Origin of the sequence: Thermoleptolyngbya sichuanensis A183 (assembly GCF_013177315.1) — a bacterium.
In the GTDB taxonomy this organism is placed as follows: domain Bacteria; phylum Cyanobacteriota; class Cyanobacteriia; order Elainellales; family Elainellaceae; genus Thermoleptolyngbya; species Thermoleptolyngbya sichuanensis.
Genome location: NZ_CP053661.1, coordinates 1307163 through 1330588, shown reverse-complemented (window position 1 = coordinate 1330588; position 23426 = coordinate 1307163). Strand labels below are relative to the sequence as shown.

Below are 23426 nucleotides of genomic sequence, written 5' to 3'. Positions count from 1 at the left end.
CAGCGGCACGGACTGACGCTTGGCTTCGGGGGAGGCGTTTTCAAACGGCGACTCCATCAGTGGTTCATCCAAAACCAGATCGAGGGGACGGGTGTCCTTGGCCGTCGCAGGGCGATCGCCATAGCTGCTCGTTCCTACGTTAGCAGGGTTCAGCCCGCCCGTCGCAAGGGTTCCCGCAGGCGGGTTTCCGGGCGGCAGTCCGCCTGCGGGCAGCGCACTGGCCAGGTTGGGGCCGACAATGCCGCCAGAGACAACCACCTTAAACGCATCTTCTACCGACATTGCCAGGTTGATGACTTCGGTTTCGGGTACGACGGCATACCAGCCCGTCGTGGGGTTGGGGGTAGTGGGAATAAACAGGCTCAGCATCTTGCCCGACAAGGGGCCGGCGATATCGGCGGTGAATGCACTGGTGACGAAGGCGATCGCCCACACGCCGCGTCGGGGATATTCCACCAGCACGACTCGCCGAAAACGGTCGTTTGTGTCGCGCAGCAGCGTTTCCAGCAGTTGCTTCAGGGTTTTGTAGACCGATCCTGCCAGCGGAATGGCTTGCAGCAGACGCTCTCCCACATCCAGCAGCCAGCGTCCGGCGATGTTGCGAGCCATCAGCCCAATGAGCAGGATTAGCGCCAGCGGCACGGTGAAGCCAACTACCAGGTTGAGAAAATCACCCAAAATCGGCGGAAAATCGTTAAACGGGTTGATCTGCTTGGGGATGCGCGTCAAAAAGGCGATCGCCCAGCTTGCGATCGTAAACGACAGCCAGATCGTCGTAGCCAGCGGAATCACCACCAGCAGACCTGCGATCAGGTCGTTTTTCAAATCCTGCTTGAAGCGTTGAAGAACGGACAACCCAGTATCTCCCTAATAAACAAGCCGAGGATAAACAAACCGAGATAGATAAGCCGAAGGTGAACAAAGCGAGTGAAAAAGCGGCTGTGAAAAGCAGTTGTAGGAAGCGGCCGTAAAAAGCGTTTGTAAAAAAGTATCTGAATCTACAATCTAGCAGGTTAAGGCAGGGTTATCAGTGCTGCTTTAGAGAAGCCTGTTATGCGAGGACTGCCGTTCTCAGCTAGCACGTTACTTTATTTGTACGGTTTGTAAAGAATTATTTCAAGTTTCGGGGATACATTCTCCGCTTCTCAGGAGATGCTTTTGAGAATGTTTTCAGCTTATGCGGTTGGCGAAGGGCGATCGCCCGACTCAGCGGCCTCTGCCTGTTGCACGGTCGTATCCAGGCCAGATTTGGCGAATCCCGACTCTACTGGTGGAGAGGCAACCTGCGGGTGGGTCGTCGCCTGCTGCAACTCCCAGACCTTGAGCAAAATCAGGTATTCGTAAAAGGCTTGCAGAACGCACCAGGTAAACCCCGGCCCGCCATCCCGCCATCCCCCTAGCCCAAAGTACATGTAGAGAAACCGCAGCAGCGGCCGACCGGGCAGGCGGTGGGATAGGTCTTTTAGGGCGCGGCGACGCTCCACCTCCGAAGCTCCCCAAAAGAGCGATCGCCAGTTCACGGTTCCCTGCTGTAACTGCCGCAGGGTTTCCGCCGCTTCATCGGAGGAATAGCGATTGTGCTTGTCGATCCAGCGGCTAAAACCCTTGCTACAAGTGTAATGCGGATAGGTTTCCTGCAAAAAGCCGGTGGGCCCGTTGCAGACCTCACGCTCGGCGTGACCGTAGTCCTCAAACCAGACCTTGCCGTGGCGCAGCAGCCGGAGCTGATAGCGGGGATACTGCGTGCTGCGACGAATCCAGCGGTTCATAAACATCACCCGCTCGGCGACATAGTAGCCCACCCGCTCCTCAGACTGGATCACACGGCAGCACTCTTGAAACAGCGCCGGAGTCATCCGCTCGTCCGCCTCTAGGATATAAATCCAGGGGTGCTTGGGCGGAATGGACTCCAGCATCCAGGTGCGCTGCTTGCCGTGGCTCTCGAAGGCGTGCTGGACAATCCGAACCGGATGGCGCTCGGCAAACTGGGCGGCGATTTCCAGCGTGCGATCGCCACTACAGGAATCCACCACCACCACGTCGTCCGACAGCAGCGCCGACTCCAGGCAGTCCGCGATGTCGATCTCTTCGTTGTAGGTGAGGATATAAATCGAAAACATCGAGACGCTTTGCTGCCAAACCGCTAATCCAGCGATTTTAGCCCTGTCCAGCCAATAATGATGTAGCCTACTGCCAGCACCAAACTACCCAGCCCAATTCGCAGACCCGACTTGATGGATTCGGTGCGAGCCGTCGCCTGGGCATCTTCCTTGCGAGTGCGGATTTCAGTCTGTCCCCGCGAGCGGAGTTCCTGCACCCGCTCCTGCAAAAACGGCTCCAGCCGCTCTGGATTTTGCTTAAACTCCCGAATTTGATTTGCCTGCTCCTGGTTGATCTGGTTTGCCTGCACCGCCTGATTGATTTGCTCGTCGCTAGCATTGAGCAGTTGAGCAATCTGGGCCCGCTGCTGCTGTAATGCCGTCGCCAGACTTTGATCGAGTCGTCCTTCGGCCTGCTCGGCTTCCTGGTTGATCTGCTCTTGGGCGGCTGCATTGTTGAGCCGCAGATTGTTGAGATGCAGCGGGAACAGCAGCACATAGATCAGCCCCAGCAGGCTGGCCAACAGCAGCGCCCAAAATCGCAGATCCCGATTCCGCCCTGATCGTCGCTCCTCGATCGCCCCGGTGGCATGGTCAATCCAGTACCCTGCAAACAGCAGCGCCAGCCCCACCAACGGCACGATGCCCCGATCGACAAACTGGGTCGTAAAGGCAAGCTGCCATTGGCGATCGAGCAGTCGATAGGGAATCGGCAGAATAAAGAAGTCAATCAGCGCAGAGAGCGTGATGATGATTCCGACTGTTTTCAGAATGCGGGAAGCCAGTGGAGCAGTAATGCGGCCAGCAGGTTTAATCGATGTCATAACGGTAATTTCGATTTGTTGGGATTCACAAGATTAGGGGTGAACAAAAACCAACCTGCCCGCATCAGCCTATCGTGAGGGTTCACAGGTCGGTTTCATTGGTCGGTTTTACAGGTGAGTCTCACAGGTGAATTTTACGGGTCGGTTCATACAGGTCGGTTCATACAAGACACAGGTAAATCAGCCGTTGCAATTTCGCGTTTGCCATTCTCAGACTGGTCATTCTCGGAATCTTTAGGGATAGCGATATTCAGCGACTTTCAGAGACAAGGTTGATTGCGTTGCTCAGAGACAGCGACCCGTTGGAAACGGCAGTTATTTGCAGTTATTTACAGAGACGGCGTTGGACGAGCGCGATCGCGCTTGAGGAGCGAGCTTTGTCAAAGCTTGGGAAAGCGAAGCCTTGGGAAAAATGAGATGCTTTTGCACAGGTGCCCATCGGTCAATTAAACACCAAACAGGATGCAAGTCTAAAAAAAATAGCGGTTCTATCGTGCTTTTCAGCTTGTACCGATACGCTTGTCGGAGTGGTGACATTGTGGTGTAAGCGAGGGAACGCATGACTCGACAGGTTGAAGTATTGCCGGATGTGGCAGGCATTGTGAATCGGGCGCTGGCGCTAATTTTGGAGCGGGCCGAAGCGGCGATCGCCCAGCGGGGAACCTTCTCGATTGCGCTGTCGGGAGGCAGCACGCCCAAGCCGCTATACGAGGCGATCGCCCAGCAGCCCCTTCCCTGGGACAAAATCCAGGTCTTTTGGGGTGACGAGCGCTACGTCCCGCCCGATCATCCCGACAGCAACGAAGGCATGGCCCGCCGCGCGTGGCTCGACCATGTGCCTATTCCCGCTGCCAATATCCATCCAATGGACACGACCCCTGCCGACCCGACAGTTGCGGCTGATTTGTATGAGCAGCATTTGCAGCAGGTCTTTCAGCTTGCACCTGGGGACTTTCCATCGCTGGACGTGGTGCTGCTGGGCATTGGCGACGATGGGCACACCGCCTCCCTATTTCCCCACACGAAGGCGCTGACCGTGGGCGATCGCCTGATCACCGTCGGCAACAAAGACGACCAGCCCCGCATCACCTTCACCGCGCCGCTGATCAACCACGCTCGCTGCGTCATCTTCCTCGTCGCCGGAGCCAACAAGCGCCCCGCCCTGACCCAAATCTTCGCCCCCGAAGGCGATGCAGACACCTACCCCGCCCGCCTGATTCAGCCCGCAGGCGAACTCTGGTGGCTCCTCGACCAAGCTGCCAGCATTCCCGTTCCCTAACTAGACGGGATGTGTAACTTTACAATCTGCCCCCATCCCCCAACCCCTTCTCCCGAACTGGTAGAAGGGGAGGAGGAGAGGCTTGAAGTCCCTCTACCAGACTGGGAGAGAGCTCAACGCTCTCGGCATACCAAAAAAGGTGAAGGGGGATCGGCAAAGTTGTACATAGCGTTAACTAGCAGCGCCAAGAGGATCTTTCCGCACCGTCGCTCAACGCAATCGCCAACTGAAGCCCATGCCATGCGAAGCGGCCTTCGGACTCACCAAAACGTCCTTAGGAGGGGGTGTGGGGGACGCTTCGTCCCCTGCAAAAGGGGGTTTGGGAGATATCCCCCAAGGCTGTTGGCTCGGAACTCAGAACCCCCGCAAAACCAGCCTAATCCCCCAAGGCTGTTAGCTCGGAACTCAGAACCCCGCAAAACCAGCCTAATCCCCCAAGGCTGTTGGCTCGGAACTCAGAACCCCCGCAAAACCAGCGCTATTCCTGAGAGAAATTCCAAAGTTTGATAACAAGCCCGCCCCTCAATCCCAGTTTCCCCTTACCCGTTGTCCCTCTGGTCTGATACCTTGATGGGGTAAATGATTTTGCGCCATTTGTGATTTCTGGACGATCAGCTTCATCCGCGCCGGAGATCACGAAGCGGGCGGTGCAGCGAGGGCTATGGCGTTAATTGTTCAGAAATACGGCGGGACATCGGTCGGCACGGTTGAGCGGATTCAGGCAGTCGCCCAGCGCGTCATGCAGACTGTCCAAGCGGGGAACTCGGTCGCAGTAGTGGTGTCTGCAATGGGCAAAACCACCGACGGACTGGTCAAGCTGGCATCGGAAATCTCCAGCAACCCCAACCGCCGCGAAATGGACATGCTGCTATCCACAGGTGAACAAGTATCCATCGCCCTCCTGAGCATGGCGCTTCAGGAACTCGGCCAACCTGCCATCTCCCTCACAGGCGCACAGGTCGGCATCGTTACCGAGTCGATTCACTCCCGCGCCCGCATTTTGCGAATCGAAACCGATCGCCTAGAGCGGCATTTGCAAAAGGGCGAGGTCGTCGTCGTAGCGGGTTTTCAGGGCATCACTGATTCGGTAGATTTGGAAATCACCACGCTGGGGCGCGGCGGCTCCGACACTTCGGCCGTGGCCCTAGCGGCAGCGCTGCGGGCCGATGCCTGTGAAATTTATACCGACGTGCCAGGGATTTTGACTGCTGACCCACGGCTTGTACCCGATGCCCAGTTAATGGACGAAATCACCAGCGACGAAATGCTGGAACTGGCCAGCCTGGGCGCAAAGGTGCTGCATCCCCGCTCGGTGGAGATTGCTCGCAACTACGGCGTGATGCTGGTGGTGCGCTCTAGCTGGACGGATGATCCGGGTACTCGCGTGATGTCGCCTCTGCCCCAGCCGCGATCGCTCGATGGGTTAGAAATCGCCCATCCCGTTGATGCGGTCGAGTTTGACACGGATCAGGCCAAGGTCGCCCTCTTGCGCGTGCCCGATCGCCCCGGCATTGCTGCTCGTTTGTTTGGCGAAATCGCCTCCCAAGCGCTGGATGTAGACTTGATTATCCAGTCCATCCACGAGGGCAACAGCAACGACATTGCCTTCACCGTCACCCGCAACTCGCTAAATCGGGCAGAGGCCGTTGCAGCGGCGATCGCCCCGGCCCTGCGCTACGACCCATCGCCCACCTCCGGCGAAGCAGAAGTGATGGTGGAACGGGACATGGCCAAGGTCAGCATCTCTGGCGCAGGCATGATCGGTCGCCCCGGCGTGGCAGCACAGATGTTTGAAACGCTGGCGACGGCGGGTGTGAATATTGAAATGATTTCCACCTCCGAGGTGCAGGTGAGCTGCGCCATTCGTGCCGAAGACTGCGATCGCGCTCTGGCCGCCCTGTGCAGCGCCTTCGAGGTCACCTCTTCGCCCGTCAACCAGGCCCAAAAATCCCTCGCCTATGCCGATGCGCCGCCCGTGCGCGGGGCCGCCCTCGACCGCAACCAGGCCCAGCTTGCCATCCGCCATGTGCCCGATCGCCCCGGCATGGCCGCTCGTCTGTTTCGCCTGCTGGCCGATCACAACATCAGCGTAGATATGATCATTCAGTCCCAGCGCTGCCGCCTGGTCAACGGCATGGTGACGCGGGATATCGCCTTTACTGTGGCGAAGGGCGACGTAGATGCAGCCAAAGCGGCCCTAGAAGCAGCCGCCCCCGACTTGGGCTGTGGGGAGATAGTGGTGAATCAGGCGATCGCCAAAGTTAGCATCGTTGGTATGGGCATGGTCGGCCGCCCCGGCATCGCGGCTCGCATGTTTGAGGCACTGGCTCAGGAGCAGATCAACATCCAGATGATCGCCACATCGGAGATCAAGATTAGCTGCGTAGTGCCAGAAGAAGATGGCATCCGCGCTCTGCAAGCCGTTCACGCGGCCTTCGGACTGGCGGGTACAGAGCGCGTGGAAGTGCCTGCTTAGTTGTTCAGAGTTCTCTAGTGCTTGGCCCGCAGAGCCTCCACGTCGAACAGGCTGATCAGCACGCCCGCCACCGGAATCGCCAGAAATAGCCCCAACAGCCCCGCCACTCGCACCCCCACCAGCAGTGCCAGAAACATCACCACCGGGTTCATATTGATCGACCCCTGCATGATTTTGGGCATCAGCACATTTTCCTCCACCTGTTGCAGCAGCACGCAGCAGACTAGGATCAGCAGGCTGAGCCAGATGCCTTGGGGCAAAAGGATGAGGCAGATGAGGCTAATGCCCAGGGTTGCGCCGATGCCGGGGATCAGGTCAAAAAAGCCGGCGATCGCCGCCAGCAGCAGCGCATAGGGCGCATTCACTAGCAGAAAAATCACCAGACACGACAGCGCAAAAAACAGCGACAGCAAAAACCGTCCCCAAAAAAAGCCCAGCAGGTTTTGCTGCACGGCATCCGTCAGGCGGGGCTGGAGCGAGGCCGGAAACCGACACACAATCCAGCGCCAGAGGCGATCGCCATCCAGCAGCATAAAAAAGCTGACAATGCCAATCAGCAACAAATCCAGCAATCGTTGCAGCAGCACTTGCAGCCCAATGAGGGACGTTTTCGCTGCCTCGATTGTTTGGGATTGCAGCAAATTCTCCAGGGCTGAAAAATCTGCCTGGAGATTGAACCGCTGCAAAAACTCTTCCACCTGCTCCAACGAGTTCAGCAGCACTGCCGCAATGCCGGGAGCCTGAGCCAGAAGCGCCTGCCCCTGCGACAGCATGGCCGAGCCAATCGTAAACACAAACCCCGCCAGCAGCAAGAGACTCAGCAAAAACACGGCCACCGCTGCCGCTGGACGAGGCAGCCAGCGCTGGAGCCACCGCATGGGATAGCTAAGCAAAAATGCCAGGATTGCCGCAAAGGTGAAGATGACAATTACCGAGGAAAAATAGGCAAGCACCTGGGCGATCGCCCAACCCAGCAACAGCAGCAGCAAATAGCGCAGCAGCTTAGCATTGTTCAACTGCGACCACAGCGTCTGCATTGGCTGATCGTCCCGATTCACGGCAGTCCCACCCTCCCTATCCATGGCGCAGTCGAATTGTGGAGAAATCGGCAATAATATAGTTTGCAATGCGCCCTAAAACACCGCGCAACAGCTTCCACAATTGGAATATGTGAGACGGGAAATTGTCTCTCGCTGAGACCCTGCTCAATCTAGCAGCATACGGCAGGCTCTAGGGTTAGAGCGATATTCCTTTCGAGCGACATTTTTCGAGCGACATTTCTCCATTTCTGACCCATCCTCGTTCCCCCTCTCCCCATCACGCTATGCAAACTGTTGACACGCCGCAAGCGATCGCCCACATGGACGACACCAAGCAGGGTCTTCCAGTCACTATCATCACGGGCTTTTTGGGTAGCGGCAAAACCACCCTCCTGAACCACATTCTGACCAATCAGCAGGGGCTAAAAACCGCCGTGCTGGTCAACGAATTTGGCGAAATTGGCATCGACAACGAGCTGATTGTTGCCACCGACGGTGACGACAGCATGGTGGAACTGAGCAACGGCTGCATCTGCTGCACGATTAACAACGACCTGCTAGAAGCCGTTTATAAAATCCTGGAACGCCCCGAAAAAGTAGACTATCTAGTCGTGGAAACCACTGGACTGGCTGACCCGCTGCCCGTCGCCCTCACCTTTTTGGGAACAGAACTGCGCGACCTGACCCGCCTCGACTCGATTGTGACCGTGGTAGACGCGGCCAACTACAGCCTGGATCTGTTCAACAGCGATGCCGCCCATAACCAAATTGCCTACGGCGATATCATCTTGCTCAACAAATGTGATCTAGTGGACGAAGCCGATTTGGACGCACTAGAGATTAAAATTCGTGATGTCAAGGAAGGCGCACGGATTCTCCGGACGACCAATTCGCAGGTGCCGCTGCCGCTGATCCTTAGCGTGGGCCTGTTCGAGTCGTCCCAATATTTCAAGCCGGAGAATGACGAGCATTCCCACGCCTCCAGTCATGATCACGCGCATGACCACACGCATCATCACGATCATCATGATCACGCGCATTCCGATCACGGGCATGATCACGACCATTCCGCTTGCGACCATGATCACGGCCACTGTGTCCACGATCATGATCATGACCATCATCACCACCATTCCAATCATCTGGAGGTTGATGGATTTACCTCGGTGTCTTTCCAGAGCGATCGCCCTTTCGCCATCAAGCGGTTCCAACATTTCCTCGACAACCAAATGCCCGCCAACGTCTTCCGCGCCAAGGGCATCCTCTGGTTTGACGAAAGCCCCAAGCGCCATATCTTCCACCTCAGCGGCAAGCGCTTTACCCTCGACGACAGCGAGTGGAAAGGCACACCCAAAAACCAGATCGTGCTGATTGGGCAAGGTCTGGATCGCGAAACGCTGCTAGAGCAGATCAAAGCCTGTGTCTGCCTGCCGACGGTTGCTCGCGGCCGCGGCTTTGGCAAGTAAGCCAAACTTTCTAGCAAACTCATTTCCCAATCAAAAAATCGACGAATCCAGCGCGAAACCAGCAGCGGCCAGACGGCCATTCAACTGCTGGTTTTGTGTTTTTTAGGCAGCCTCCGTTAGATTTCCAGGCTTCCGAAAAACCTCGTATCTTGACTGGAAAACCGTAGATTAAAACTTGGATTCTGTTGTATGATGACTTTTCATAAGGATAAGTCAGTATCCCGAGCGATGAACCGTGGATTAATTGCCAAGGCGCTATTCATCCCTTCACAAGACCGTCATTACTTCTAAGGAGAACCTAATGGTTGCAAACTTTAAACTGCGATCGCCCAAGAAACTTCTGGCCCTAGCCGCAACAGGACTTAGCCTCAGCATGGCGATCGCCGCTTGCACCCCCAGCAGCACAGACACCGCCAGCAGCCCCGCCGCAGGGGAAAGCACCCCCGCCGCCGCCGCCCCTGCAAAAGTTGAGATCACGCTGGTCAGCTACGCCGTTACCCAGGCTGCCTACGAAAACATCATTCCTCAATTCGTCGCCAAATGGAAAGCGGAAAAGGGGCAAGATCTCGTAATTAACCAAAGCTATGCTGGCTCTGGAACCCAAGCTCGCGCCGTGATTGACGGTCTGGAAGCAGACGTGGTTGCCCTCGCTCTCGCCCTCGACATCCAGAAAATTGAAGAAGCTGGTCTGATCAACGAAGGCTGGGAAAAAGAGCTGCCCAATGACTCTATTGTTCACAAATCGGTCGCAGTGCTAGTGACTCGTGAAGGCAACCCCAAAAACATCCAGGACTGGAGCGACTTGGCCAAAGACGGCATTCAAATTGTGACTGCCAACCCCAAAACTTCTGGCGGTGCCCGCTGGAATTTCCTCGGCGCGTGGGGTTCCGTAACGCAGAACGGCGGTACGGATGAGCAAGCGCTGGAGTTGACCACCAAGCTCTTCCAAAACACGCCGATTTTGGCGAAGGATGCTCGCGAATCGACCGACATCTTCTTCAACCAAGGCCAGGGTGATGTGCTGATTAACTACGAAAACGAAGTGCTGCTGGCCAAGATTAAGGGAGAAGAACTGCCTTACGTAGTGCCTACAACCAACATTTCGATTGACAATCCCGTTACCGTTGTAGACGCCATTGTCGATAAGCGCGGCACGCGGGAAGTGGCAGAAGCCTTTACGCAGTTCTTGTTTACGCCTGAGGCGCAGGAAGAGTTTGCCAAGGTCGGGTTCCGTCCATCTGATCCAGCAGTTGCAGAGAAGTTTGCTGACCAGTTTGGCAAAGTCGATAATCTATTTACCGTAGCTGATTTTGGCGGCTGGGACGATATTCAGGCCAAGTTCTTCGCGGATGGAGCAGTGTTTGACCAGATTCAGGCCAAGCTGGGCAAATAGGTGTAGCGTTGTCAGGTGCCTGTATGCGCCGGAGATTCTTTCGAGTGATACAGGCACTTTTAGCAAAGTTAATTACATTCATTTGCTGCGCGACTGGCTTAAGCTGCTCCCGCCGTGTAATTGCCACTGACCGTCTGTTTGCCCCTGGGATCTCCGGCTTTTCTTAAATCAACGCTGTATCATGACTGCCTCTCCTACAAATCCTAGACCCGTTAAGGGCGATCGCTCTTTTTGGTATCGCCTCACCCATTTGTCCTGGCCCTGGCGCGTCACGTGGGTTTATCTATCATTCATGCTGTTTTTGCCCGTGACTGCCATGCTGCTCAGCGCCAGCACGGTCGGCCCGGCAGAGTTTTGGCGCATTGCTACCACTGATATCGCCCTTTCCACCTACAGCGTCACCTTTGGCACGTCCCTGGCCGCCGCCCTGCTCAACGGCGTCTTTGGCACGCTTATTGCCTGGGTGTTTGTGCGCTATGAATTTCCCGGTAAGCGAATGATTGATGCGGCAGTGGACTTGCCTTTTGCCCTGCCGACCTCAGTGGCAGGTCTGACGCTGGCCACGGTCTATAGCAATAACGGCTGGATCGGCTCCTTCTTTGAACCCTTCGGCATCAAAATTGCCTTTACACGTCTGGGCGTGTTTGTGGCGATGGTGTTCATCTCGCTGCCGTTTGTGGTGCGGACGCTCCAGCCTGTGCTGCAAGAAATGGAAAAGGAAGTAGAAGAGGCGGCCTGGTGTTTGGGCGCGTCGTCCTGGCAGACCTTCTGGCGGGTGCTGCTGCCGCCGCTAATTCCAGCGATTTTGACCGGGGTGGCGCTGGGGTTTTCGCGGGCAGTAGGCGAATACGGCTCGACGGTGATTGTGGCGGGCAACGTGCCATTTCAGGACTTGATTGCGCCCGTGCTGGTGTTTCAGCGGCTAGAACAGTATGACTATGCCGGAGCAACGGTGATTGGCACGGTGCTGCTGCTGATTTCACTGCTGATGCTACTGGTGATCAATTTGCTGCAAGCCTGGGGGAGGCGCTATGCGGACTGATGCGGAACTGTTTAACACGCCGGACGCTTCATCGGGCCGCAGGGTTGCCCCTCGCAGCCAGGGGGCGTGGGTGAAGTGGGTGCTGATCGGCATTGCGGTGCTGTATCTGACGCTGATTTTGTTTATTCCGGCGCTGAATGTGTTTGTGCAGGCGTTTCGCAATGGACTGGGGCCGTTCTTTTCCAACCTAGTGTCGCAGCCGTTTTTGAATGCGGTGAAGCTGACGCTGCTGATCGCGGCGATCGCCCTCCCCATCAACACAATTTTTGGACTTTGCGCGGCCTGGGCGATCGCCCGTCATCAGTTTCCCGGCCGCACGCTGCTGCTCAGCATCATCGACATTCCCTTTGCCATCTCGCCTGTGGTGGCGGGTCTGATGATTGTGCTGCTGTATGGGCGAAACGGCTGGTTTGGCCCGTGGCTGCAAGCCAACGATCTGCGGATTATCTTCGCCGTACCGGGGATGGTGCTGGCGACGATGTTTGTAACGATGCCGTTTGTGGCGCGGGAGGTGATTCCGGTGCTGGAGGAAGCGGGCACCGATCAGGAAGAGGCAGCGAAAACCCTGGGCGCAAGCAACTGGCAGACCTTTTGGCGGGTAACGCTGCCTAATATCCGCTGGGGCTTGCTGTATGGCTTGATCCTCACCAATGCGCGGGCGATGGGCGAGTTTGGCGCGGTGTCGGTGGTGTCGGGGAATATCATCGGCAAAACCCAAACCCTGCCGCTCTATGTGGAAGAGGCCTATAAGCAGTACAAAACGCCTGAAGCCTATTCCGCAGCCGTCTTGCTGGCGTTTTTGGCCGTGATCACGCTGGTGTTAAAGGAAATTGTGGAGCGCAAGACGCGCATTAAAGACGTTGAGGAGTAGCACCTGTGCTGCCGAATAGCGCTGAACAGTCTCGCTCTGTGGTTTTGAATCCGCTGCTCGTCAGACCTCATCGAACTATAGGAGATTTAGCCATGACTGTACCCACGACCTCGATCGCCCATTTTGATGGGGATAGCCTTGCCGACGGAGGCGATCGCCCCACCCAGACCCGCATCCGCGTCCGCATTCCCAAGCAATATCACGAAGAACCCGTCATTTCCCGGCTAGTTTCCAAGCACGGGCTGACGGTGAATATTTTGGCGGCGCTGCTGGGGGCAAATGCCCGCGATGACGGCTGGTTTGACCTAGAGCTGCGCGGCCCCGCCCAGAACATTCAAAGCGCCCTGATCGACCTGAACGATCTAGATTTGGAAATCTGGCAGGGGGGCGATCGCCCTGACGGTTGGTGATCCGATTTTGGATTGCCGATTTTGGGTTTTCTTCTTTAGTTTGGACTAACTGGCATCACAATAATGCTCAACAGGATGCCATAAAGAATCTGCTCAACCGTTCATAACAGTTGAACTTAAGGAATTGGATACAATCCTGCTCGCAGTTAAGCTGCTGTTGCAACCGGACTGTTCAGGGATTGTTCGGATGTCTTGCGTTTCGAGGCTCGTTTTTTGACCATCGGATAGCAGGGACGAGGAGTTGGCTTGTGCCCCTTGCCTCGTCCTGGCGATTTACCACGAGGTTTAGGCGCAGGAGCAGGGGTGCCAATCACTGCCAAAATGCCTGCAAACGCTTGTGCGACCCGACCCGGAGTCAACGTTTCTTGCGGTGCCTGCCAGGGCAAGGGGTGGTCAGTACAGTCCTTTCGCGCTAACCACAACTGCCAACTGAGCAACGGCATCAGGCTGCTCCACTGTTCGGTTGCCGATACAGAACTGAACTGGGGATGTGTCCAATATAGCCTCTGCTTGGCAAAGCGATACCAGTGTTCAATGGCAAAGCGACGGAGGTAGTGCAACCACAGGGTTTCTAACGGAGGCATCTGCTCACCCAGCCAAACTAACCACAAAGGAGCCAAGCGTCGCGTGCTGCTCTGTGTCTCCAGCACCTCCACGCGCAACACTTCCATTGCCCGTTTGGGGGATTTGCGGAAATGGTATGCACTCCAACGACTGACCCGCACTCGTCCCCAGTTGGGATCATCGACTTCAACGGTTTCGACCGGGACACTCCAAGTGTCAGGGTCATTGAGTTTCATCTTATGTCCATGCTTGGCAGGTGCGCCTCGCCCTCGATACGCTGGGGGCGCGCCATAGACACATCGATTGGATGTAACCCGCAGCAGCAAGTCTGCCTCAATCCCTGCCGTTTGGTTGACAAAACTGGCATTGCCGTACCCTCGGTCGTAGATCGCCAACGGACGCACCGCTAACTGCCGAGTCACTTGTTTGAGTTGGAATGCCGCTTTACTGGCGGGTGTTTCAAAGCTGGTGATGCGCTCATGCCGCAATGGTAATGCCCAACTGCCCCTGTCTTCAGCAATCCAGGCTAAGGTACTGTAGTTTTGTCCGGCTATCGGGGCATGTCCTGTTCTGCCTGATAAGGTGCGGTCTTTCAAACGCCTGGCAGCAGGACGGTTCCACCGACTCGCATCACCTGCCAACAACGGTTGCTGCTGAGTCGGTATCTGCTGCACCAACAGCTTCAGCACCTTTGATCGGGGTAGGCGGCTATCGCGCAACGCTTCATAGGTGCTCGACCACTGGCGACGAAAGACAGGACTCTGCGATAGCCTCACAAACGACACGATGCACGCACTCACTAACACGGCATCCATCAGATCAAACAGGGCATCTCTGGCGTTTCCCAAGCTGGCATACAACGTTTGGCGAAATTGCTGAAGTTCGTTGAAAATCATGGGGTCAATGTTGGTTGTACTTCATTGACCTTACGGCAGTCGGTGCTTCTCATTGACTGCCTTCCTCTTCACCATTAGTCCAAACTAAAGTTTCTTTGGATTTACGATTTTTGGCCAGATGAGCGTTTGCAGGGCTGCTGGCGATCGCACTGGCAGCATCGACAATTGCTACATAAGCCGTCAAACGTGCATAAAAAACAAAAAATAGCCAGCCCTAAAGCAGGCTGGCCGGGTTCGCTGTGTTGGAAAGAGATGTGATGCTAGGAGAACGAAGTCACTGGCAGACTGCCTGAATGAACAGCCGAAGTCGTCAGTGCGATCGCTTTGCAGAAATCTCTGTAAAGTAATGTAACACTATCACCCCGACAGCGCAACATTTCGCAATAAATTTGCCGCCTGCTAGATTTGCCAATCCAAAATCGTCAATCCAGGGGGCGGCAATCCAAAATCACCAATCCAAAATCCACACCGCCGTTCTACTGCCGGGGCGTGAGCGATGCCCCCAAGGCCTGCGACACCCACACTTCAAAGTTGCGAACGGGGCTGCGGCGTATCTCTACGGCGGGGTCTGCCATTGGCTCCACTAGGATGGTGAACATGCCCAGGCGATTGCCCGCTAGCACATCGGTAAACAGGCGATCGCCCACCATCGCCACCTGTTCAATTGGAATGCCCATTGCCTCCACGGCCTGCCGCAGTTTGCGCCGCGAGGGTTTGCCTGCGCCCAGCAAGTAGGGCAGATCAAGCGAGTTGGCAATGCTGCTGATGCGCGATTTGCTGATATTGTTGCTCACCAGCCAGATCGCAGTTGTGGGACGCAGTTGCGCCACCCACTCGCGCAGTTCTCCAGAGGTTTGAGCCACCCGAATCGGCACCAGCGTTTCGTCCACATCCAGCACTAGCCCCCGCAGGTTGTATTGCTGCAATAACGCTGGGGTCAGCGCCAAGATGCTGCTGCCCAACACCAGGTCAGGTTGTAAGAGTTTTCCCCAGGACATTGTTTTTGCGTAAGGGCGAATTGGGGCGCGATACCGATTCTCAATTTTGGATTCGCGATTTGGGATGGCTAGTCAAGCAGTTGCAAAGCTTCTAGCAGTTTCACTCGTCGCTCCGCTCAGGAGAATTGATATTGCGATTGCTTGGCTAACAACCCAGCCTAAATTCTACCTGGTAGATCTGGTGCCGTTGGATGATTTTCCGTGACGTTGGAACTTTAGTTTTTCCGAGTTAGTTTTGCCGAATTAGTTTTGCCAAGTTAGTTTTGCCGAGTTAGTTCCGCATCGACTGCTCGCTTGGCGGCTTCGTGTTCGGCGAGCGTCCGGCTAAAGATATGCGTACCGTCGTATCGCGCCATGAAAAACAGATATTCCGTATCGCCAGGATTCAGCGAGGCTTCCAGACTGGCCAAACCCGGTGCGGCGATGGGCGTTGGCGTGAGGCCAGGGTTGATGTAGGTGTTGTAGGGCGAGGGCTGGCGCACCTGGGCGTAGGTCAGCGGCTGCTCAACGGTTTGCCGGATGCCCAGCCCATATTCTACCGTGGGGTCCGCAGCCAGAGGAATACCCTCGCGCAGCCGCCGCGCAAACACGCTGGCGATGGTGGGACGCTCGTCCTGGACGACGGCTTCTTTTTCAACAATGCTAGCCAGCGTCACCCATTCCATGAAGCTATAGGGCGATCGCCCTTCGTCATAAATCGGCAGGGCGACTTGCTCAAATCGGCGAAGCATTTGGTCAATTGCCAACTCAGGCGTAAGCTCTCCCGCAAACTGGTAGGTATCGGGAAACAGAAAGCCCTCCAGCATGGGCAGATTTTCGGGTAGCCACGGAAAGCGATCGCGTGGGATGTCTTGTGTGGCGGCCATGAATTCCTCAGCGGGGAAGTAGCCCTGCTCCTCGAAATACTCCGCCATTTGGCGAATCGTCCAGCCTTCGGGAATGGTGAAGCTGTTTTGCACGACTTCGCCCCGCCAGATCTGATCGGCAATCGCGGGCAACGGCTCAGCGGGCGAGAGGGCGTAGGTTCCTGCCTGAAAGCTACCCGGCCGGTTTTGCAACGTTTGCCAGCGCGTCCACAGGTTCCATGCCTCAGTTGAACGGATGATGCCTTTGTCTTTTAGGGTTTCGCCAATTTGCTGGGCGGTGCTGCCTTCGGGAATTTCGACCTGCACGGCTGCGTCTTCTGGAGGGTTGCCACTATGGGTCGCCTGAGTTGCCGGGGCGATCGCCCCCAGCCACCAGCGCCAGCCCTGCCAGCCGCCCAGCAGCAGCGCCACCAGCACCAGCGCCAGCAGGATTACCCCCTTAGACCATCCAGAAAATTGTTTGACCGACATTGTTGTTTTCTCCAAACCCAGAGCTGCTGAACCCAGAGTGTTGGGGCGATCGCCCTGCGGGTTTCTACATTAAGCACCGGAACGCAGTCTAAACCCTAGTCTAGCGAGAGTCTACGAGTCTAACGGCGGCAGCCCCACGAGGATTACGCACCCCAAATTACTCAAACGAGTCAAACAACTGCTCTTCTAGCTGCGGGCGGATTGCTTGAAACTCTTCTGGAGAGAGCAATTCAGGTTCACCGCTAGCGTTGACGCGGGCAAAGAACATGAGCGGATCGAGGGGCGTGCAAACGTCGTATTCCTGCTCTTCGTGATAGAAGGAGGTCAGCCGCTGAAACTGCTCAGAATCCACCAGGCCGCCTTCTTCGCCCACGTCAATCGTGATTACGTCTTCTTCGGAAACATCGGGCAGGTCGCCCACCGCCGTCAGCGTATAGGCCGTGCGCTTGAGGGTCAAATCTTGTTCTGCTAGCACAGCCCGAGCGGTTTCAAAAATCTCTTCAATCTGAGTATCGGCCAGGTCAACAAGCGTCTCTGCATCTTCGTCTTCGTCGTCTTCCCAGGCAAAGATTTCAATCGGCGAATCGACTGGCAGCAGCAGCAGGTAGGCTTGTCCGTCTACTTCAACCGAATGCTCCACATAACAAACGAGCGATCGCCCGGCCTCGTCTGTCAGGCTGACGGTAGGCAACTCCTCTTCCAAATCGCCCTGGTTTGTCTCAAAGTCATCATTATTTTTCCCGACCTTTGCCATGCCAATATCCTTAAAAAACTTCTCCAGCAAGAGTTCACAAGCGCATTGCTACTGAAAACTTTACCGCATCGCTGCGCCGCAATTGATGAAAAGGTGGATTCTGGTGGACTCTTCGGCGGATAGAAAACAGGAGCAGCTTTGGATTTTGGGTTTTGGGTTTTGGATTTTGGATTCTGAGTCTTGGATTTGTAGCCCCTCGGATCGGGTCGCAGGCTAGGTCTGAGTGGGCGATCGCCCGTCTAGCCACTGTTGCAAGATAATGGCGGCGGCTTTGCGGTCGATCAGCGCCTTGTTGTGGGAGGGCGATCGCCCCTCCGCATGGATTAATTCCTCAGCGGCATAGGAGGTCAATCGCTCGTCTACATATTCCACAGGTAGATTCAGCGCCGCTCCCAGCCGCTCAGCAAACCGCTGCACCTGCCGCGCCTGCGCCCCCACTTCGCCATCCAGCTTGTAGGGCATTCCCACCACCAGCACCGTTGCCCGCCGCGCCTCGACCAGCTTCCGCAGCCGCGCCACATCTTCGGCAAAGGATCGCCGCTCGATCGTCTCTAGACCCGTGGCAATCAGCCCCGTGCCGTCGCAGCCCGCTACGCCGATGCGCTTCCTGCCCACATCCAGCCCCAGCGCCGAGATCCGCGTCATGCTGTAAAACTTAGTTGAGATCAGTGAGTTGAGAGCTAGTTGAGATCTGGTTGAGATTCAGTGCGAATCTTGGTTGAGATTCAGTTGGGAGCTTTAGTTGGAATCTTTAGACAGCCCCGGCGGCTTGGTGTCGGACTTACCGTTGCCGTTGCCCGACTCCAGCGAGAAGCGACTGGGCACTGGCTTTCGCACGGGCTGGAGATTTTGCAGCACGTCGGTTAGTTGCAGCCCCTCTAGCGGCTTGGCTTCCCGCAGCTTGTGCCACACCGAGCGCGACATCATCAGCGTATGGTGGGTTTGCTCTGCACCCAGTTGTTGCAAAAAGTCTTCCCGCTCCGGCTGATAGTCGGCCGAATCAACAATGAGCGCCTGCTCCGGATAGCCCCGCACCACCTGCGCCATCTGGCAAAATAGCTCTGGATAGAGCCAAGTGTAGGCCGGGTGAACCGTTAGCTTGGCTTCGTGGGGGTGGCTGCCGTCTTTACAAAGTTGCAGCCGAAAATAGCCAATCGCTGCTTTGCGCTGCGGCTCGAACACGTAGCCGCTAACCACCTGCACCGGAGTTAGCCAACTTCCCACCCCGTCCGTGACGCTGCCCAGCAGACCAGTCTTGAAATCGGTGATGTGGCGATCGAACACTTGACGGACGTGGGGCGGCATCGAGGCCGTGTCCAGTTGGCACAGCAGCCCTGCGTCGGCGTTGCCCACAGGCAGCAGGTTGGGCAAATCGGGCTGTCGCTCGGCTAGGGCTTGCCACAGATCAGGGGCGATCGCCCAGTAGGTCATCTGCGCCAGCGGTTGAAAGCCTGTTTTGCGACATAGCCCAATCACTGAGTTGTCGTTGACATCCACTTCAATCAGCCAGGTACGGGCTTCCCAAATGGCTTGCAGGCAGTAGCGCAGGAGTTGGGAACCCACGTCCATCAGCGAGGTTTGTCTGAATTCGCCGGGAGAATATTGCCCGACCGCAATTTGCTCAATCCGCCAAGTGCTGCGTGTGCGGTTGAACGGTGAAACCTGAATCACCCCGCGCACCTGATCGTCTTGCTCAGCAACGTAGGTTGAAAGCAGATGTTGCAGCGGATTGGGGAACAAACTCAACCCCTTGAGCAGCCCGTACCAGCGTCGGAGCTGCTGCACTCGCTGCGTCACCTCCAGACGGTTGCTCTCAGTGTCCGTTTCTAGTGCATCCAGCATCAACCGCTCCACGACTTCCAGGTCGCGGCGAAGCAGCGGTCGAATTTGCAACTCAGGAGTTTCCGCAGGAGATGAGGCCATCAGGGTTTGAATAATTGCACTGACTCTATGCTATATCCGAATCACGGGTTAGGGGAGGGTTTGCGGTGACAGGGAATTGGGGCGGTGGGACGATGGGGGAGTTCGCCCAAATATTCAAATTAATACTCAATGAATCCTCAAACTGGGCGAATCCTCAAACTGGGCGATCTTGCACAAACCCTGCGGGGAGAACGATTAGCGTGTTCCCCTGGCGACCGACGACGTGAACCGTCTGCCCAACGGCGATCGCCACGTCCGAAACCTGGCTGCGGGCTGACCAAATCGTGCCTTCATAGGTCACCTCCCCAACCCCGCCGCGTGGAATCGTCACAGAAACCTGTGCCTCGCTCGGAGCCGCCAGATCTTTGGACGATTGGGGCACTAGCCCGCGCATGACAATCGCCAGCGCCACCGACAAAATGCCCCACAGCATCATCTGAAGGCCGACGCTGGGCAGGCTGAGGGCGGCGATTGAGGTAATAATGGCCGCAATGCCCAGCGCTGTGATGGTTGGCTCAAACACCAGCAAATTCAAAAAAAGGCAACACATTCCTCCCACCAGCCAAAGCAGGTAGGCAGGCTGATTGAAGACGGACTGCATCATGGTAGAAAGCTCCCGCGCATGGAAGACGGCAGACCGGGAAAGGAGGAGGATTTGGGAGCAGGCCAGCCGCTATGTTTCAAGACTACACGCTGGCGATCGCCAATTACAGGCAGCCCCGGCGAAAGGCTTCAATGTGCGATCTCAGTCTGGGCGATCGCCGGTAAAGCGGGGTTTAGCAAACTGCCAGGAATCAGCAGTCGCTCAAGGACGTGAGCAGAAGGAAGTTCCGACTCACTTGACTAGACTCGCTTGACCAGACTCGCTTGACTAGAATAAACGGTATTGCAGTATCGGGTTGGATCATCCCTATGGCACACAACCTGCTCAACGACGACGCAATCGTGACGGAACTGGACATCAGCCATCTGGTTACCGAGGACGACACACCAGTGGACAATTTTCAATCCGAAAAACAGCAACGACTCCTGGTGGAACCGCTGTATAGCTCCTGGTCACCAGGAATCCCATTTATTGCCGCCGCCAATGTGGGGGTGTTCTATGCCCTCAAGCAAGATCCGATTGTTCCCGATGCGATGCTGAGCTTGGGGCTGGAAATGCCAACAGATTGGAGCCAGAAGCAAAACCGCTCCTACTTTGTCTGGGAGTTTGGCAAAGTGCCGGATGTGTGCATTGAAATTGTCTCCAACCGAGAAGGAGATGAGCTAGCGCTGAGCCGTAAATCTCAGCAAAAGGGCAAAACCCTGAGCAAGAAAGACCTCTATGCCCGCATTGGGGTGCCCTACTACGCTGTGTTTGATCCTCTGGAACAGCTTCAGGCTCCAGAAGAGATGGATGGATCGCTGCTGCAAGCTTGGGCTTTGAGGGAGGGACGATATCACCTCTTGCAGCCGCCCATCTGGTTAGAAGCGGTGGGGTTGGGGTTGACGCTCTGGGAGGGCGAATTTGAAGGAGTAAGCGGACTGTGGTTGCGCTGGTGCGATGCTCAAGGGCAGGTGATTTGGACTGGAGCAGAGGGACAAAACGCCGAACGCCAGCGGGCAGAAGCCGAACGCCAGCGGGCAGAAGCCGAACGCCAGCGGGCAGAAGCCGAACGCCAGCGGGCAGACAGACTGGCGGAGCGACTGCGGGCTATGGGCGTTGACCCAGATGAGGTTTGACCGCTCGAAGTCCTCTTCCTGGGAGGACCAAGAGCTGTGTGGTGTGGGATTTGAGCGATCGCCCACCCCATGTTTCCGTCCCGCCTTCCACACCGGGCTTGACTCTCCAGCAAACTGGAGAATCTAGAGTGGAATAACGTCTCTGATCTCAACTTGTAGACTTTAGATTCACATTGACCGATGAACCTCAAAAAAGCGAACGTCAAAGCAAATATCCAAAAGACCCTCCTCGCGGTCGTTTTTGCTGGAAGCCTGGGCTTAGCTGCCTGTAGCCACGACTCTGGCCACCAGAACAGCCAGTCCACCGCTCCCGCAACAATGGGTCACAATATGGGCGGCATGGATCACAGCAGCATGAGCTTGGGGCCCAAGGACGACTCCTTCGACCTGCGGTTTATCGACGGCATGATCCCCCACCACGAAGGCGCAGTGCTGATGGCGCAAGAAGCGCTGGAAAAGTCCAGCCGTCCTGAAATTCGCACCCTCGCCGAAGCCATTCTCCGTGTCCAGGAACAGGAAATCAGCCAGCTTCAGGCCTGGCGCAAGGCGTGGTATCCCAATGCAGGCGATCAGCCCGTGATGTGGCACGACAGCATGAACCACATGATGCCTATGACCCCAGAAATGCGCGACGCGATGAGGATGGCGGGCGACCTTGGCGCGGCGGATGACCAGTTCGATCTGCGGTTTATCGAGGCGATGATTCCGCATCACGAAGGGGCATTGGTGATGGCACAGGAGGCGCTGGAAAAGAGCGATCGCCCTGAACTCCGCCAGATGGCAGAAGAAATCTACGCTTCCCAAAAGCAGGAAATTGAGCAAATGCAGGCCTGGCGCAAAGCTTGGTACGGGAAATAGCGTCCCTATTACCTATCTCAACGTCACGTCCCACTCTCTGAGGTTTCACACTAGACCTCTTGCGTGAATCGTTGGGCGACGGTGCTGCCCAACGATGCACGTTTCCAGAAAAGCATTGATGCAATAGGTTTACTGAAGTCTCAAAACATCAAGACACGCAACCGCCTGAGAAAATTGCTCAGTCAGCAGATTGCCTGTCCTGATTCGTCACCGTTGGCACGTATGTATTAAGTGAGGGACGCTGCCCTCGTTTGGATTCTTTTGGCGCAGACCAGCTTAGGCAATGCGGCAACGATGTAGGCAGGCGACCCGGTTGCTGTTTCTCTCCTCACCCCCTCCCTGAGACTCATGGCTAAGGCGCTTTCCCATGTTGCGGTTTACACGTTAGCGGCGCTGGCCGCCCAAGATGCACCCCAGGCGGCGATCGCCCAATCGCTGCAAATCGACGCGCCGCCGATGCTGGTTGGGCTGGCCGCACCCCAGGATCTCTTGCAGGCGATGGTCTCCGTCTACGCCACGATTGCCCCGCCAGAGGTTGCGGCGATGGGTCTGGAAGAATGGGCAGACTCGGCAGGAGCAGTGATGGCGGCACCCGTCGCGCCAGTGGAATTTGCTGATCCTCTGGCGATTCGCGAAGTGATCCGTGCGGAAATCGCCCCTCTGCCCCAGCCGCTCGCCGCGAATCGCGAAGCGATCCCTGCGGGAATCGCGCCACCCGAAGTCCTCGACCGGGCGATCGCCCCCCTAGCGCCCCTAGCGACCCAGGATCTTCTGCGATGGCAACCGCCATCTGCGCCCTGTGTAGCGATTCGTGAAGCGATCCGTGCGGGAATCGCCCTGCCAGAACCCCTGTTCGAGGAACCCATCGGGTTAGAAGCATCTATGCCCCTGTTTGATCCTTGGATCGACGCAGAAGAACTGAGCCTGCTAGATGCCGAATGGTGGCAACTCCAGCACCAGAACGACCTTTGGGATCTGCTGGCGGATCTGCCTGCGAATGGGCCGACAGGCTACTGGGGATAACGCACATCCGACGCTTTTAGCCAATAGCCCATTGCAGCTAGGACATCCATAGGCAAACTCTTGCCAATGAATCGGCTTGCAAAATTCGGCATCCCGATTGAATCGCTCAATCTCATGGCTCAATCGGGTTGCAAAATCTTAAGTCATGCTGAACACAAAGATGAGTTTTGGAACGGTCTGAAGCGCACCAAACGCTTCAGCAAGACCATGCTTTGGGCTGTGAAATTTGCAGGGCGATCCGCCCAAATCACCCCGACAGGGCCAGCCCTGCCAGAATTTTGCCGTTTCGACGAGAAAGTTAGAGATCACCGCAAAATAAGCATTTCAAACTTTTTTTGACTGTCTCCCTCCGTACTATTTCAGCGCAAAAGCCATAGTATGCTGTTGCTTTGAGTTTTGGCGCTCCGAGCATCAAACTGTATAACCTACACAGGAGCTTGACCACCTGTGG

The 23426-nt window shown here is 56.3% G+C and carries 21 protein-coding genes and 1 pseudogene; 11 read left to right on the top strand and 11 right to left on the bottom strand.

From position 1 onward, the window contains the following. Nucleotides 1-207: 207 nt before the first annotated feature. From HPC62_RS05700 to hpsJ-B, 3 genes and pseudogenes are all read right to left on the bottom strand, one after another. Nucleotides 208-855: pseudogene (locus HPC62_RS05700) on the bottom strand (DUF502 domain-containing protein); the annotation flags it as partial. Nucleotides 856-1175: 320 nt separating this feature from the next. Further along, the gene (locus HPC62_RS05695; protein WP_172354146.1) at nucleotides 1176-2120 is read right to left on the bottom strand and encodes a glycosyltransferase family 2 protein; all 945 of its coding nucleotides are present in this window, start codon (nucleotides 2118-2120) and stop codon (nucleotides 1176-1178) included. 23 nt (nucleotides 2121-2143) lie between these two features. Continuing rightward, nucleotides 2144-2923, bottom strand: a complete 780-nt coding sequence (gene hpsJ-B / locus HPC62_RS05690) for a hormogonium polysaccharide biosynthesis protein HpsJ (protein ID WP_172354145.1) — start codon at nucleotides 2921-2923, stop codon at nucleotides 2144-2146. Between the two features lie 559 nt (nucleotides 2924-3482). Here hpsJ-B and pgl point away from each other — a divergent pair. Beyond that, a complete protein-coding gene (gene pgl / locus HPC62_RS05685) occupies nucleotides 3483-4202 on the top strand; it encodes a 6-phosphogluconolactonase (RefSeq protein ID WP_172354144.1) in 720 nt (239 codons plus the stop codon). A gap of 661 nt (nucleotides 4203-4863) precedes the next feature. Then, nucleotides 4864-6678, top strand: coding sequence for an aspartate kinase (locus HPC62_RS05680; protein ID WP_172354143.1), 1815 nt, complete (start codon nucleotides 4864-4866; stop codon nucleotides 6676-6678). A gap of 14 nt (nucleotides 6679-6692) precedes the next feature. On the opposite strand, the gene HPC62_RS05675 is transcribed toward HPC62_RS05680, so the two are convergent. Beyond that, nucleotides 6693-7715, bottom strand: coding sequence for an AI-2E family transporter (locus HPC62_RS05675; protein WP_172358797.1), 1023 nt, complete (start codon nucleotides 7713-7715; stop codon nucleotides 6693-6695). A 287-nt stretch (nucleotides 7716-8002) separates the two neighbouring features. Here HPC62_RS05675 and HPC62_RS05670 point away from each other — a divergent pair, with 287 nt between their 5' ends. The 5 genes from HPC62_RS05670 to HPC62_RS05650 all read left to right on the top strand — a co-directional run bounded on the left by HPC62_RS05670 (nucleotide 8003) and on the right by HPC62_RS05650 (nucleotide 12900). Next, complete coding sequence (locus HPC62_RS05670) at nucleotides 8003-9184, top strand: CobW family GTP-binding protein (protein ID WP_228721711.1); 1182 nt, start codon at nucleotides 8003-8005, stop codon at nucleotides 9182-9184. Nucleotides 9185-9485: 301 nt separating this feature from the next. After that, the gene (locus tag HPC62_RS05665; RefSeq protein ID WP_172354142.1) at nucleotides 9486-10577 is read left to right on the top strand and encodes a sulfate ABC transporter substrate-binding protein; all 1092 of its coding nucleotides are present in this window, start codon (nucleotides 9486-9488) and stop codon (nucleotides 10575-10577) included. 181 nt (nucleotides 10578-10758) lie between these two features. Then, nucleotides 10759-11619, top strand: coding sequence for a sulfate ABC transporter permease subunit CysT (gene cysT, locus HPC62_RS05660; RefSeq protein ID WP_172354141.1), 861 nt, complete (start codon nucleotides 10759-10761; stop codon nucleotides 11617-11619). After that, nucleotides 11609-12490 carry a sulfate ABC transporter permease subunit CysW gene (gene cysW / locus HPC62_RS05655; protein ID WP_172354140.1) on the top strand — a complete coding sequence of 294 codons (882 nt, stop codon included), beginning with the start codon at nucleotides 11609-11611 and terminating at the stop codon, nucleotides 12488-12490. Before cysT ends, cysW begins: the two co-directional genes overlap by 11 nt. A gap of 92 nt (nucleotides 12491-12582) precedes the next feature. After that, nucleotides 12583-12900 carry an NIL domain-containing protein gene (locus tag HPC62_RS05650; RefSeq protein WP_172354139.1) on the top strand — a complete coding sequence of 106 codons (318 nt, stop codon included), beginning with the start codon at nucleotides 12583-12585 and terminating at the stop codon, nucleotides 12898-12900. A gap of 146 nt (nucleotides 12901-13046) precedes the next feature. Here the strand turns inward: HPC62_RS05650 and HPC62_RS05645 are convergent, their stop codons facing one another. From HPC62_RS05645 to HPC62_RS05615, 7 genes are all read right to left on the bottom strand, one after another. Then, nucleotides 13047-14360 carry an NF041680 family putative transposase gene (locus HPC62_RS05645; protein ID WP_172353733.1) on the bottom strand — a complete coding sequence of 438 codons (1314 nt, stop codon included), beginning with the start codon at nucleotides 14358-14360 and terminating at the stop codon, nucleotides 13047-13049. Between the two features lie 476 nt (nucleotides 14361-14836). Further along, a complete protein-coding gene (locus HPC62_RS05640) occupies nucleotides 14837-15358 on the bottom strand; it encodes a YqeG family HAD IIIA-type phosphatase (protein WP_172354138.1) in 522 nt (173 codons plus the stop codon). A gap of 257 nt (nucleotides 15359-15615) precedes the next feature. Continuing rightward, nucleotides 15616-16695: an endolytic transglycosylase MltG gene (gene mltG, locus HPC62_RS05635; RefSeq protein WP_172354137.1), complete on the bottom strand. Its 1080-nt coding sequence runs from the start codon at nucleotides 16693-16695 to the stop codon at nucleotides 15616-15618. Nucleotides 16696-16852: 157 nt separating this feature from the next. Further along, nucleotides 16853-17449, bottom strand: coding sequence for a DUF3727 domain-containing protein (locus HPC62_RS05630; RefSeq protein WP_172354136.1), 597 nt, complete (start codon nucleotides 17447-17449; stop codon nucleotides 16853-16855). 213 nt (nucleotides 17450-17662) lie between these two features. Next, a complete protein-coding gene (gene ruvX, locus HPC62_RS05625; RefSeq protein ID WP_172354135.1) occupies nucleotides 17663-18094 on the bottom strand; it encodes a Holliday junction resolvase RuvX in 432 nt (143 codons plus the stop codon). Nucleotides 18095-18187: 93 nt separating this feature from the next. Continuing rightward, a complete protein-coding gene (locus HPC62_RS05620) occupies nucleotides 18188-19372 on the bottom strand; it encodes a GNAT family N-acetyltransferase (protein ID WP_172354134.1) in 1185 nt (394 codons plus the stop codon). 154 nt (nucleotides 19373-19526) lie between these two features. After that, nucleotides 19527-19976, bottom strand: coding sequence for an NfeD family protein (locus tag HPC62_RS05615; RefSeq protein ID WP_172354133.1), 450 nt, complete (start codon nucleotides 19974-19976; stop codon nucleotides 19527-19529). Between the two features lie 308 nt (nucleotides 19977-20284). On the opposite strand from HPC62_RS05615, the gene HPC62_RS05610 reads away from it, so the two are divergent. From HPC62_RS05610 to HPC62_RS05595, 4 genes are all read left to right on the top strand, one after another. Next, complete coding sequence (locus HPC62_RS05610) at nucleotides 20285-21094, top strand: Uma2 family endonuclease (RefSeq protein ID WP_172354132.1); 810 nt, start codon at nucleotides 20285-20287, stop codon at nucleotides 21092-21094. Nucleotides 21095-21274: 180 nt separating this feature from the next. After that, nucleotides 21275-21952 (top strand): DUF305 domain-containing protein, encoded by a 678-nt coding sequence (locus tag HPC62_RS05605; RefSeq protein WP_172354131.1) that lies wholly within the window; start codon nucleotides 21275-21277, stop codon nucleotides 21950-21952. Nucleotides 21953-22300: 348 nt separating this feature from the next. Continuing rightward, nucleotides 22301-22975, top strand: coding sequence for a hypothetical protein (locus tag HPC62_RS05600; RefSeq protein ID WP_172354130.1), 675 nt, complete (start codon nucleotides 22301-22303; stop codon nucleotides 22973-22975). Between the two features lie 66 nt (nucleotides 22976-23041). After that, complete coding sequence (locus HPC62_RS05595) at nucleotides 23042-23314, top strand: hypothetical protein (RefSeq protein WP_172354129.1); 273 nt, start codon at nucleotides 23042-23044, stop codon at nucleotides 23312-23314. Nucleotides 23315-23426: the final 112 nt, after the last annotated feature.